Annotated in this window: 18 protein-coding genes and 1 tRNA gene; 8 read left to right on the top strand and 11 right to left on the bottom strand. The window is 57.4% G+C overall.

Translation table 11 applies throughout. The features are described 5' to 3' along the window. The first annotated feature begins 185 nt into the window (after window positions 1-185). The 4 genes from HDG34_RS28755 to HDG34_RS28770 are packed head-to-tail and all read left to right on the top strand — an operon-like array spanning window position 186 to window position 1722. Window positions 186-644, top strand: a complete 459-nt coding sequence (locus HDG34_RS28755) for a hypothetical protein (RefSeq protein ID WP_184146158.1) — start codon at window positions 186-188, stop codon at window positions 642-644. Continuing rightward, the gene (locus tag HDG34_RS28760; protein WP_184064762.1) at window positions 628-1179 is read left to right on the top strand and encodes a glycoside hydrolase family 108 protein; all 552 of its coding nucleotides are present in this window, start codon (window positions 628-630) and stop codon (window positions 1177-1179) included. The genes HDG34_RS28755 and HDG34_RS28760 overlap by 17 nt, the downstream gene beginning before the upstream one ends. A 1-nt stretch (window position 1180) precedes the next feature. Further along, complete coding sequence (locus HDG34_RS28765; RefSeq protein ID WP_184064765.1) at window positions 1181-1501, top strand: hypothetical protein; 321 nt, start codon at window positions 1181-1183, stop codon at window positions 1499-1501. Next, the gene (locus HDG34_RS28770; protein WP_184064768.1) at window positions 1498-1722 is read left to right on the top strand and encodes a hypothetical protein; all 225 of its coding nucleotides are present in this window, start codon (window positions 1498-1500) and stop codon (window positions 1720-1722) included. Before HDG34_RS28765 ends, HDG34_RS28770 begins: the two co-directional genes overlap by 4 nt. Window positions 1723-1794: 72 nt before the next feature. Here HDG34_RS28770 and HDG34_RS28775 read toward each other — a convergent pair whose 3' ends face one another. Next, window positions 1795-2043: a hypothetical protein gene (locus HDG34_RS28775; RefSeq protein ID WP_184064771.1), complete on the bottom strand. Its 249-nt coding sequence runs from the start codon at window positions 2041-2043 to the stop codon at window positions 1795-1797. Between the two features lie 421 nt (window positions 2044-2464). Then, window positions 2465-2980 (bottom strand): hypothetical protein, encoded by a 516-nt coding sequence (locus HDG34_RS28780; protein WP_184064773.1) that lies wholly within the window; start codon window positions 2978-2980, stop codon window positions 2465-2467. A 659-nt stretch (window positions 2981-3639) separates the two neighbouring features. On the opposite strand from HDG34_RS28780, the gene HDG34_RS28785 reads away from it, so the two are divergent. Then, window positions 3640-4872: a hypothetical protein gene (locus HDG34_RS28785; protein WP_184064776.1), complete on the top strand. Its 1233-nt coding sequence runs from the start codon at window positions 3640-3642 to the stop codon at window positions 4870-4872. 218 nt (window positions 4873-5090) lie between these two features. On the opposite strand, the gene HDG34_RS28790 is transcribed toward HDG34_RS28785, so the two are convergent. Genes HDG34_RS28790 through HDG34_RS28800 form a run of 3 tightly spaced genes read right to left on the bottom strand, consistent with a single transcriptional unit; the run spans window position 5091 to window position 6324 of the window. After that, complete coding sequence (locus HDG34_RS28790; protein WP_184064780.1) at window positions 5091-5420, bottom strand: hypothetical protein; 330 nt, start codon at window positions 5418-5420, stop codon at window positions 5091-5093. A gap of 4 nt (window positions 5421-5424) precedes the next feature. After that, entirely contained in the window at window positions 5425-5919 is a 495-nt protein-coding gene (locus tag HDG34_RS28795; protein WP_184064783.1) for a helix-turn-helix domain-containing protein, read from the bottom strand. Window positions 5920-5934: 15 nt separating this feature from the next. Then, window positions 5935-6324 carry a type II toxin-antitoxin system RelE/ParE family toxin gene (locus HDG34_RS28800; protein ID WP_184064786.1) on the bottom strand — a complete coding sequence of 130 codons (390 nt, stop codon included), beginning with the start codon at window positions 6322-6324 and terminating at the stop codon, window positions 5935-5937. 183 nt (window positions 6325-6507) lie between these two features. Here HDG34_RS28800 and HDG34_RS28805 point away from each other — a divergent pair, with 183 nt between their 5' ends. Both HDG34_RS28805 and HDG34_RS28810 read left to right on the top strand, forming a co-directional pair. Further along, a complete protein-coding gene (locus HDG34_RS28805) occupies window positions 6508-7731 on the top strand; it encodes an ATP-binding protein (RefSeq protein WP_184064789.1) in 1224 nt (407 codons plus the stop codon). Between the two features lie 333 nt (window positions 7732-8064). Then, window positions 8065-8508, top strand: a complete 444-nt coding sequence (locus HDG34_RS28810) for a hypothetical protein (RefSeq protein WP_184064792.1) — start codon at window positions 8065-8067, stop codon at window positions 8506-8508. A gap of 183 nt (window positions 8509-8691) precedes the next feature. Here HDG34_RS28810 and HDG34_RS28815 read toward each other — a convergent pair. The 4 genes from HDG34_RS28815 to HDG34_RS28830 form a co-directional block, all read right to left on the bottom strand. Continuing rightward, a tRNA-His gene (locus tag HDG34_RS28815) sits at window positions 8692-8767 on the bottom strand. A gap of 89 nt (window positions 8768-8856) precedes the next feature. Continuing rightward, a complete protein-coding gene (gene dusA, locus HDG34_RS28820) occupies window positions 8857-9858 on the bottom strand; it encodes a tRNA dihydrouridine(20/20a) synthase DusA (RefSeq protein ID WP_184064795.1) in 1002 nt (333 codons plus the stop codon). Between the two features lie 124 nt (window positions 9859-9982). After that, entirely contained in the window at window positions 9983-10348 is a 366-nt protein-coding gene (locus tag HDG34_RS28825; protein ID WP_184064797.1) for a hypothetical protein, read from the bottom strand. Between the two features lie 191 nt (window positions 10349-10539). Further along, window positions 10540-10794: a hypothetical protein gene (locus HDG34_RS28830; protein WP_184064800.1), complete on the bottom strand. Its 255-nt coding sequence runs from the start codon at window positions 10792-10794 to the stop codon at window positions 10540-10542. On the opposite strand from HDG34_RS28830, the gene HDG34_RS28835 reads away from it, so the two are divergent. Next, the gene (locus HDG34_RS28835) at window positions 10793-11029 is read left to right on the top strand and encodes a sulfotransferase (RefSeq protein ID WP_184064803.1); all 237 of its coding nucleotides are present in this window, start codon (window positions 10793-10795) and stop codon (window positions 11027-11029) included. The genes HDG34_RS28830 and HDG34_RS28835 overlap by 2 nt on opposite strands. A gap of 170 nt (window positions 11030-11199) precedes the next feature. Here the strand turns inward: HDG34_RS28835 and HDG34_RS28840 are convergent, their stop codons facing one another. Beyond that, window positions 11200-11445: a hypothetical protein gene (locus HDG34_RS28840; protein ID WP_018418199.1), complete on the bottom strand. Its 246-nt coding sequence runs from the start codon at window positions 11443-11445 to the stop codon at window positions 11200-11202. Between the two features lie 247 nt (window positions 11446-11692). Beyond that, window positions 11693-11920, bottom strand: a complete 228-nt coding sequence (locus HDG34_RS28845; RefSeq protein WP_184064806.1) for a DUF3820 family protein — start codon at window positions 11918-11920, stop codon at window positions 11693-11695. Window positions 11921-11933: the final 13 nt, after the last annotated feature.

Here is an 11933-nt window from a genome sequence, read left to right on the forward strand (position 1 = left end):
GTGGTTCGTCGTCTCCGGCGGCTACGCCGCCTCCGACTCCTCACCACCGGCCAAAACAATCGTCAACGACCGGCCAAGATAATTGTCGCCGCCCATCCTCAGCTGGATCGAGGCGAACGTGGGCGCGACGCTCGATCAGGTGCGATCGTGGGCATTGGGAAAACTGCCGGGGAGGAAATCCGATGATGGCTCTGCTAACTGACGTGTGGGCGTTTCTGTCGAACGAGTTGCGGTACGTGTACATCGCAATGCGCTATCTGCATGCACGCGACGGTCTGGACTTCGTGCTGCTGCTTCTTAACGGCATCGTCGCGATGTACATCTCGCTGCGACTCGTCTTCGCGAGCATTCCGCGGGGCGCGACCGTCGAGCGTCCCGTTCGCTGGCTGCGCGCGGCGATCTGCTGCTCGTATGCAGCGTTGGCACTGCGAATCTGGTCAGGGCACTACGAGACACCGGTTGAGCCATCGGAACTCACGCCGAACATTGGAATTGCGTGGGTCGTGTATCTGTACGGCGGTGATTTGCGCCCACTTTGGCGCACGCTTGTCGACGCGCTCGAGCGCCGCCGCGCCGAGCGAGCGCGTTGTCGTGCCGAGCGCAGCCTGACCAAAGGAGGGAAGAGACATGGCAAACGTGCCTGACGATCTCATCGACGCGCTCATCGGGCGGGAAGGCGGGTATTCGAATAATCCGGCCGACAACGGTGGCGAAACCATCTGGGGCATCACTGCTGCCACCGCGCGTGCGTATGGCTATAGCGGGGCGGTGAAAGACATGCCGCGATCGACGGCCGTCGAGGTCTACCGCCAACGCTACTGGGTCGTGCCTAGATTCGACCAGGTCTATGCGATCGACGCGAACCTTGCCGAGAAGCTTTTCGATATTGGCGTGAATATGGGGCCGGCGATGGGCGTGCGGTACGTGCAGCGCGCACTCAATGTCCTGAACAACCAGGGCAAAGCCTTCTCGGATATTTCCGTCGATGGAGGTATCGGACCGCTGACGCTTGCTGCACTCAATGCGTTTTACGCGCAACGGGGTGCTGCCGGTCGGGACGTGCTGCTGAACATGATCCGTGCGCAGCAGTCGGTGCGCTATATCGAGCTGGCCGAAAAGACCCCGTCGCAGGAGGTGTTCGAATATGGCTGGCAACTCAACCGTGCTTTTGGAGTGTGAAATGTTCGTTCTGTTGAAGAAAGCGTGGCCGGCGTTGATTGGTCTCTTCGGTCTCGCGGGCGGCGTCCTGTTCGGTTGGCTGAAGACGAAGTCTGCTGATACGAGGGTCGCTCAGGCGCAGACCGGTGAAGCACAGGCAAAACAGCAGGCGGCAGAAGTGCGCAGCGCCGCTGACCAGGCTAACGCCGCGGCGGCGCAGGCAGGGGAGCAGGCGATAGCAAATCGCGCGAAGGCCGACCAGGATGCGGCTGCGCTTGCGCCCGGCGATTTCGATGCCGAACTCGAGCGGCTCGGCGCACTGCGAAAGGACAAGCAGCTATGAAAATCGCGCTGGTGCTTGTCTCAATGTCGTTGGCGGGCTGCATGGTGTTGCAGCCCGCTCAACAATCGTCGACGCCCCCCATTCAAACGAAGATCGTCGACAAGGGCTGCGAGTGGGTGAAGTTCATCTCGGCGAGCCCGGACGATACGCCCGAAACGAAGCGTCAGATCATCGCCCACGACAAGGCGTTCATTTCGAACTGTCCTGATGCACCTCGTTGAAGGCAGGAGCAACCATTCAGCACGGCTCTGCCGCCTGTTCCGGACCAGGAGGCGATGGCTGCGGTGGTGCGATCAAAGACGCCGCGCCAGCGCTTGCTGTCGGTCGGTCAGGCATTCCGCAGGTACATAATGGCCGTCAACCGCAGAAGGAGGCGTTGTGAGGCGCGGAAGCTGGTCGCTGGTCCGTGCGCCAGTGGGCGCGATCATGCCAACGATGTCTCCTGATTCCAGGAGAGCCCATCCTGCCACCTTGAAAATGAGCTTGCTATCGCGCTCGACAAAATACCAACCATCACATGCAGTAAAGTTTTTGATTTCCATATTTCCTTTTTTTGGTAGGACGCGCTCGGGTCGCGACCCCTGTATGCGAACACAGGATCGGGAATCGATGTGCAATAAAAAACGCCGCCCGGACAGGGGCGGCGGAAAGATGCCAATCTGACAAAGCGGACCCAGGGGAAGCGGCCCGCCAATGAAGTCTCTTAGATTTGCCCGTGGCGGGCAGTCGGACAACTCCGAAATCTTCGCGCTGCCTTTCGCGCAGGGCAGAAATTCCGCTCCCGGCTAGCGTCGACGTGGACGCTCTTCGATGTCATCGTCTGATCCGATCGCTCTTAGCCAATGGACGCATCCCGCTCTGACTGAGCCTGCGCCTGCTTCCTGTCGCCGCGAATGCAGAGGAATGCAGAAGGTATGCCGGCGGGAGGCTATTGGTGATCTCAGCCTCGCGCCGGCGACGTGATCACTTCGTGGTGTTAGTGACTGGCTTCAGGTCTTTCGCTGCGGCAAGGGTGGGGCCAGCGGCCGGCGATGCATCGCTCGCGGCAGCCTTCTGATCGTCGGCCTTCTTCGGCGGCTCAATAATCGTGGTCAACCCCATGCTTACGGTAATGAGCGCTGGGTAGTCGTATGCGGCGCCGGTGCTCATGTCAACGCCAGCGCCGATCAACCCACCGAAAAGGATGTTGCCGAAGGCCATGCCCTTCGTGCTCGACTTCACGGTTGCGATGCCCGGATCAACGCCATCCTTTTCGCATTTCACACTCAGATCTCCGTAGGCTCGGTGAATGGTCACCGATCCGGGCGTCTTGATGAACCACGTCCCCTTGTCGTTTTCCAGTTTGCAAGCAGCGCCGGTGAATTCGTCGGCCCCCTTTATTGTCTGCACGGAGACGACTTGATTCGTTCCGCCGACGATAGATGCGCAGCCGCTGAGTGCGGCGACGCATGCGAGAGTCCCCAATGTCGCTTTTTTCATTTTGCTTCCCGTATTGTGGATTTATGGTTGTTACAATTTGTAACGGGAAACGATTCTATCGACGGAAAAAGCTATTCGCAAGCTGGCGGTGCACCTGGAAGCCGGCTGCCCCGAAGTGGGCTAGCGCCGAGCCTTTTTCCTGCTCGCTTGATCATCTTGAGTCGAGTCGTCATTGGCGCCGACGGCTCTGACCCAATAGACGCATCCGCGCTCTGGGCTGAGCTTGTACCTGCCTCATCCCTCCTTTCAGACACAGAGCGTGGAATCCGCCCGCGATGTCGCCGCCCCAATGCTCGCAGAAACGGCAGGGGCGGTCAGTCGCGGCGTCCGGGTAGCGGATGTGGGACATGGAATCAGTACTGTATGGATATACAGTATAGCCTGCTGGACGGCGGTCCGCGCTCGGTTGGACGAGAACGCGCCTGGCTGCGCTAGCCAGTGGCTGGGACGAGTTGGCTCACGGTGAGCGCCACCGCGAGCGGCCCATAACTCCCCTTCGGACATAGTGCCGCTCGGACATTCATGCGTTGCTTTGGCCGTCCGAAACTCGCAGCCAGTTCCGCCCGCATGAATTCGTCGTAGATTGTCTATTCTTATTGTGAGCTTGGCTTTGCTATCTGTTTCTCCGGTAACTCTCCCGCATGAGCACGGTGCAGACCATGAGCGATGCAGAAAACACAGAAGGAAAAGAATCTCAAAAGGATCATCTGTCGGAGACTTCGTTTTGGACAATTTTCCGACAACTCACTGCGAGCGAACTGGCCGGTATAGGGGCGGTGCTGTTCGCCGTAATAGGAGCCACGTTTGCGGTTGGGCAGCGGTTCTCCCCGGACCTAGATGCCTTGAAAGAGAAGAATGCCACTTTAACGGCCTCGCTCACTTCAACGGAAATAGTGGGCGATCAAAATAGGACGTTGGCGATCGATGAATTCGTGATCGGGCCTTCATATGACACATCGGGACTGACTTCTTTGTTCGATGACCGTCTATTCGTTGCCCCTCTGCCGGCAGGTTGGAAGCCGTTTAAAGCAAATGATCTTACATTGTTAGCAACTCTTATTGGCGCGACAGATGCGGAAATATCAGCAGCGATGCCAGCGACATTCATTTTCAATAATAAGAATCCTCCGAAAATCTGGACATTGGATGATCCAGCGATACATATTCAATACCAAAATAGAAAACAAGGCTTCTTGACACCATATATTCAAATTTCGGTGATTTCGCGCGAGCGGGCGCAGGAACTGATGAAATCGATTAACAAAGACGGAAACAGTTTAGCATTTAAGGGATTGGATGCGGCTCAGGATGTGGCTAACTCGGAATTCCATGGACTGTCGAATAACCTAGTTGATGAGCGCTTTCGTCAACTTAGGGAGCGTTCATTTCCACTTCAGGTGTTTTTCAAGGGAGCATTCACGTCGCAAGAGCAGGACACAATTTTTGAAAATTTGAGTGAACAGCAGAGAGAGGAAAAAATTGAGAGGATCGGGGGCGAGTTGGAGGATAGATTTCTCTACTACACAGAGATTCCTCTTCAGCTGGTCGGTAATGGCATGGAGAGCCTGACCAGGGTCACGCCTGAAACGGGCCTGCTTTTCGGGAGGCTTTTGTTCTATGTATTTGGGGTGTCCGGCGAAGGACGGATTGATGTTGAGCGACTCGTTTCAAACTATTCCGGATCTTACGCTCGGCTGCGGCGTTCCATCAGCGTCGGTGATGGGAAAGAGGATGCTACCGCCTATGTCTACGACGACGTGCTGATACTGGCTTCAAAATCGGACTTCTGCCTCGTGCACATTCGCGTTCCCGTTCTGGACGATCGTCTTAAACAGGTCGAGCATGATGCTCAGACTTGGTTACGGCAGGTCAGAATGCGCGAGTTCCGGTAGGGCGATTGCGTGCACCGTGACGTGGCCTCGTCCGAAGTTAGGCTCAGTCTGCAGATTAGGCGCGAGAACGTCGACGCATGACTGAACCCGATCCGGCGACTTTCGCCGCACTTGATGCGATTCTGGAGGATCGGGAGCGGCCGTACTACGAGCACCAGATGGCAGCGTAACCTACCGCCATTGATGGTGTCGTGTAGCGCGCACGCGACATTCGCGCCTCAAGCGACCGGTAGCGCCTGAGTGAAGTTGTCGCTGTACTTGCTGGCCGCCTCGGTCAACGACTGATTGTTGTGCGCCAGAGCCCCCACAATCTGTTGCGCGAGTTCCAGAAGGACCGGCGTCGGTACGGTCAGCCTGAGCGCGCATTGTCTCTGCTCTTGGGGATCGGCCTTCGACGCAGGCTGCGTTAGCGTATGGAAAACGACCTTGCTGGTCGGCCAGCCAATTAACAGCTGAGAGACGCCATCCGCAAAGTTATCGGGAGTGCTGTCCGGGAAGTCCAGCACGAAATTAGCGCCATTTTCGTTGACGGAAATGCTGCGGCTCATGCGATTACTCCGGTTTGACTATCTTCAGAAGTGCTGGACTGCTTTGCGTGATGTCCAAGGCCAGGTAGGTACTTGGGGCGGACGATATACTGGGCGTGCTTGGGACTACCGCGCCAAAGGCATTCGGCTTTTTCAATACGTACCCGGCAGCGGAAATCGGTGCCGAGTCAGCACGCTCTTTGACCTCTACCCAAACCCCGACACAACCTTTAGGGGCTAAATGCACGTGAACATTGGACTCGACCGCTGAGGCGATCTTCTGCATCGTCTCGATAGTCGGATTTGCATCGCCTCGCAGTACCTTTGTGACCCAGGCCGGGCTTGTCCCAATCGAACGTGCGAGATCGCTACGCGTCAAACTGCAACGCCTGAGCTCTCGATCGACGGACAGTGCGAAATCCAGCTTTAGTTCGTCCGTCCAATCTGTCTCGGCCGCGTGATACCAATTAAGCTCCTGGGGGCCGGGCGCCTCGTCCGGTTGTGCAACGAGCTCGTTCATGTTTTGCGTCTCTCTCTAAATTACTTGGTCGCCAAAGTCACTGCGGGCGCGCGACGCGCGCTCGACCTCTGCGGGGTCGGCTTTTTGGCCTTTCTTGATGCATGCCCCGGTCAGCATGATGCTGCCGCGGGAGTCCTTGAAGCCGAAAACGCGCAGGTCACCTTTGATGAACTCCCATACCTTCTTTTCTTTGTTGGCCTCATGAAACAGGGCCGAAGGAAGTTGCTCCCCAGCAGCGTAGCGCTTGAATACAGGCTTGAAGCCCAGCGCCGATGCGCGGTACTGCCCCTCCTTCGCCTTCTGCATCAAGAATGCGATGGCCGGTACTACAACGCCGTAGATCTCGCTCGGGTCAGCGAGCGCCGCGACCTTGAGCTTATCATTCTCGATCACGAAGTAGCTCAATATTTTAACCTATAGGTTAATGTTGCGCATTAGTCTGAGTCTCTTGCCGGATCGCCAATTATAGCGACGGATCGATCTTGCTCGTGGGAACGGGTGTTTAGGCCCATGGGATACAGCGGCGTTGCTTATAATTGCCCAAGAACGTGCTATATTGGCCCATCTTCAACAGCGGCGTATGTGTAAATGAGCGACTTTCCTAGCGGCGACGTTCTTCAACGATCACTGGAAGTGAGCAAGGTCTTCACTCCTACAGCTCCAGTCGACGTTAAGGCCTTATTTGCTGGCCGTCACGAGCAGCTCCGCCAGGTCATCGATGCAGTGAACCAGAAAGGGCAGCACGCGATCATTTTTGGAGAGCGCGGGGTTGGCAAGACATCACTTGCCAATGTATTGGCCGAATTTTTGCCGTACGCCGGTGGGCGTCCCGCTATCACGCCTCGGATCAACTGCGACTCGTCCGACACGTTCGAGTCTGTATTCGAGAAGGTGTTTCGCGAAATATCCTTGGTACAACAGACAGGTCAAGGGATCGGCTTCAATCCCGCAGTCTCAGTCCCTCAGCAAATAGACGGTCGATCGCTGGTGGATGGAAAATTCACACCCGACAATGTGCGCCGGGGTTTGTCGATTGTCTCGCGCTTCTACATCCCGATCATCATTCTTGACGAGTTCGATCGATTATCGGACGCGGTCAAGCACTCCGTTGCTGATACTGTCAAAACCCTGTCGGATCACGGCGTCGACGCGACTATCATCATGGTAGGAGTCGCAGATACGGTAGCTGAGCTCATAAAAGAGCATGCGTCCGTCGAGCGGGCGATGGTCCAGGTTCCGATGCCGAGAATGTCGGAGAGCGAAATTACCGAAGTTATTACGAACGGAACCCAGCAACTTCGTTTGACAATCACCGGAACTGCGCAGAAGGCTATTCGGGTTTTGTCGCAAGGACTGCCGCACTATACACATCTCATCTGCCTGTACTCGGCGCGCAAAACAATCGAGAGCGGACAGACGGAAATTGGCATTGAGGCGGTTGAAAAAGCCATTGAGCAAGCCGTGCGCAACGCTCAACAATCCATCCTGAGCGCTTACCATCTGGCTACGATGAGCCCTCGGAAGGACAATTTGTTTTCCGACGTCCTACTGGCGTGTGCGCTGGCGCCTGTGGATCAGATGGGGTACTTTGCCGCGCAGGACATTCGCAAGCCGATTCAAGACATCACCGGGAAGGACTATCAAATTCCGAGTTTTTCGCAGCACCTGAACGAATTTTCGGAGGAAAAGCGCGGTCCCATTCTGAAAAAGATCGGCACTGCGCGACGTTTTCGGTTTCGCTTCATTAATCCTCTGTTGCAACCCTTCGTAGTGATGCAAGGTTGCCTAGCAGGGAAAGTAACGATTTCGTGAGTACTCTGGAGTGGCAACTCGTTTGCCAGCCTTTTGCCAGCGTCGTTCGTCAGGGCCTTTATCTACACTGAAATGTCGGGGTTCGAGTCCCCTCCAATAGTGGTCGTCCACGAAATCTCGCAGCGCGCACCCACGTCCTGCTATCGTAATGTCGCGCAACTCAGGAACTTGATGCGACAGCTCGGAGCCACGCGACAGGCGGAACTCTGTGAATCAGCTCATGAGCCGCGGTGTTCGTGAATCTTGAGCGATATCGCCCGGCGCTCAGTGGATAACAGCTTCGACGCGACTGTCGAGGATTGCCCGTCACAGATGTCGACAGAGGACGGAATCATGCCCAAACCTCAAGGCACGTACCTAAGAGTTCAAGGTCGGGAGAAAGTTAAACATCAGTCCATCCGATCGAAATCAATCGTCTCCGTAGCTCACGCGTCAGACTTGCAGAACTTTTATGACGCTGTTTGCGGGCTACCCGAAGCGGAAGTCACAGCGTGGTATCGGGAGATGGCATCGCTTGTCAGGGACATTGAACATAACGAGGTTCTGTCCAAAGATGACAAAGTTAGAAAACGAGTGAGCGAGGTATTAGGTCAGGTGAGGAGATACCTGGAGCAAGCACGGGATTACAAGCAGCTTGAAGGGCGACTCCAACTTCCGGTTTATCCTGTCATGCAGGCGCCGCTGGATCTGGGAGCGGCCGGAGCACAGGTGGAGCTCGTCATCGCCTTGTGTCAGATTTGCGAAGCATTCGTCAGAATAATCAAACGACGAGGCTAGCCGTCTCCCAAATGCATGCGACGGCACCGTGGGGCCGTACCCCGTGAAACCAATGATCCATTGACGTCGGTATGCACCAGATCGAGCAGTGGAGTAGCCGATTCCGAAAACACAAAAGCCGTTCCGAATTTCACATTCCGGAACGGCTTTTGAGGCGTAACTACTTGATACGCTTGAATTCTCTGGGGTGGCTGATGGGACTCGAACCCACGACGACAGGAATCACAATCCTGGACTCTACCAACTGAGCTACAGCCACCACTAACATCCGCTTGACTTACTCTAAAAACCTGTCTCGCCGACGAAGAAACGAGATTATAGGGACTAGGTGGTGGTTTGCCTAGTCCTTTATTCAAAAATTTCGATGGGCTCGCGCAGATACTGTCTTGCTTCGTCGAAGATGGTCAGATCACGGGCCGCAAGTCGCTTGCTGTCGGACAAAACTCGACGCCAACCACGCGCACCCGCTTCGCCGCGATACAGCCCAAGCGCATGGCGCATGATCGCGCCGAGATAGGTGCCGCGCGCCATTTCGGTCGCGCAATACTCGATCAGTTTCGCTTCGACCTGCTCGCGCGTCAGCGGCGCCTGCGCGGAGTCGTAGAAGCGCGCGTCGACATCGGCGAGCAGGTAGGGGTTGTGATACGCCTCGCGCCCGAGCATCACGCCGTCGACGTGCTGAAGATGCGCGTCGACTTCGTCGAGCGTCTTGATACCGCCATTGATGACGATTTCCAGCTGCGGAAAATCGCGCTTCAACTGATACGCGTAGTCGTACTTGAGCGGCGGAATCTCGCGGTTTTCCTTCGGGCTCAGGCCCTTCAGGATCGCGTTGCGCGCATGAACGATAAAGACCTCACAGCCGGATTGTGCGATCGTGCCGACAAAATCGCGGACGAAGCCGTATTCCTCGACCGTATCGACGCCGATGCGGTGCTTGACCGTGACTGGCACCGATACGACGTCGCGCATCGCCTTCACGCAATCGGCGACGAGTTGCGGCTCGGTCATCAGGCATGCGCCGAACGCGCCGCGTTGCACGCGCTCGGATGGGCAGCCGCAATTCAGGTTGATTTCGTCATAGCCCCATTGCTCGCCGAGCTTGGCCGAACGCGCGAGATCGTCGGGCTCGCTGCCGCCGAGTTGCAGCGCGACCGGCGCTTCGTCGGGCGTGAATGCGAGATGACGCGGCACGTCGCCGTGCAGCAGCGCGCCGGTCGTCACCATTTCCGTGTAAAGCCAGGTATGGCGCGAAATCATTCGATGCAGCGAGCGGCAATGACGATCCGTCCAGTCCATCATCGGGGCAACGGACACGCGGCGGGGGCTGGGAGTGCGAGGTAAAGACATGGAGCGGCCAGGCGGCTTGAATCAAAACAATAATTTTACCGCAAGGCCAGAAACCGCCGGGCGCGCTGGAGCCATATCACTGTCGCGACAGAGGCGGGCACCGGTTCGTCAATGCGTCAATGCCTTAGTGTCCATGTCCCCCCATCCCGCCACCACTGCTCCACGAACTGCCGCCGCCGTGCATGCCGCCGTATCCGCCACCGTGCCATCCGCCGTCCCCGCCATGCCATCCGCCGTGCCCGCCGTGCCCGCCACCGCCATGCCATCCACCGCGCCCGTGCCAATACCCATGTCCGTAATAGCAGCACGACCCTCCGAAACCGCCATAGATACCAACCGAGCCGTACGCCGGTCCGTAGTAAGGCGGTCCATACGCGTAGGGATAGTAGGGTTGCGCATAGCCGTAGTCCGCTGGCGGCGCGACGACGCATCCAGTAATGCTCGCTGCCGCGGCCGCTAGCAGCGTCATCGATGCAATGAGCCTGGTCACGATTTTCTCCTTCACGTAAACCTCAGAAAAACCGCGCGCAACGGAGTTCAGCCGCGTTTGTGTCCGAGCGTTACCCGCGCCGGCGCGGCGGTGCGCGCTCGGGGCTTCGACCACGCGAGCCGTTGCCGCGACGTTCGACCGTTTCGCCAATCTTCTCGCGTATTACCGAGCGGTGTTGCGGTAACACTTCGTTAACGATCTGATACGTTACTGACGGGCGTGGCTGCTAACTTCCATCGGACGATTCGTCGTTTAAGTCGGAAGCGATTCGCGTGCCCGCCCCGTTCGATCATCTGCTCAAAGGCAACGTGCTGTATCGCCAGGGCATGCGCGACAACGAGGCGGAATCGCTTGGCGCCCTCGCGCGCTTTGCCGACAAATACCCGTTCAACTTCATCAACGTCGGCCTCATTCATCTCGCGCTGCCGAACGCGCGGATCGATCATGGCCGCCACTCGCCATTACATTCTGTCTATCGATTTTCTCGCGCATTTTTACGACGTGTCGTTCGGCTGCCACCTCGGCGAGCTGGGCCGCTGTCAGCGCGCGTACGATGCGTTGATAACGCGCTGGCGGCGCGTTCTACTCGCGGGCGTGATGATCGAGATCGAGCACGAGGAGCTGGTCGACGCTTGCGAAACGAACGTGCGTCGCATGCTCGCGCATTGCGGGCTCGAGTGAGACGAACATTGCCTCGCATTTCGCGAGACGATGCGGCGTGTCAGTACCGCGAGTTCCGCACAGATGCGCCGACCGTCGTATCGAACGTCGATGCGGCGCTGGCAGCCGCGAGGCGAATTGCGTGAACCGCTATGGGAAGGTCTCGGCCCCGACCTGACGGCGGCCGACGCTCAACGCGCGATCACCGATACGTGATGCAGCCACGGGTACACGCCGGCAATGAACGCCGCGTAGATCGCGGCCATCGTTACGCCGGCGGCCGTGCCCCAGATGTCGCGCGAGGCCGCGCCCTGGCGAAAATGCACAGGCAGTCCGACCACGACGTAGCCGATCACGAAGAACAGGATGACCGCGCGCACCGGCGACAGATCGTGGCCGATGAATTCGAGCAACGCCGACAGGCTGAATTGCGACATGGATATGCAGGGAGTCACGAAGGCGGGGGATCGCACGGCGCCGGAACATATCGAAATTGTTCAGCGAATGACGACTGATCCGCTTCACTCTCGACGTTTCACAGCGCGACGACCTATGCCGATTAAAGGCCACGCAAACGCGATCCGCAAGAAAAAACCTGTATGAATTTGTACTGTCCTACATTGCTTGCAGTTTGCCTGCGCCGCGACTTTCAGCCGGCCTGGCAACGCTTTCACGGCGACGGTCTCAACGCTCCAGGGGCTTCGGTTTGCGCAAGGGATCGAGCAGCGGTTTCAAACCGTTGTGATCGATCTCGTGCATCAACGCGAGCAGACGGCCAATCTCGCCGGGCGGAAAGCCCTGGCTCGCGAACCAGTTCAGATAGTGGCCGGGCAGGTCGGCGATCACGCAGCCTTTATATTTCCCGTAGGGCATCACGCGCGTGACCAGCAATTCGAGGTGTTCGTGATTCATGGCAACGAAGTCA

This window comes from Paraburkholderia sp. HC6.4b (assembly GCF_014200875.1).
GTDB lineage: Bacteria > Pseudomonadota > Gammaproteobacteria > Burkholderiales > Burkholderiaceae > Paraburkholderia > Paraburkholderia tuberum.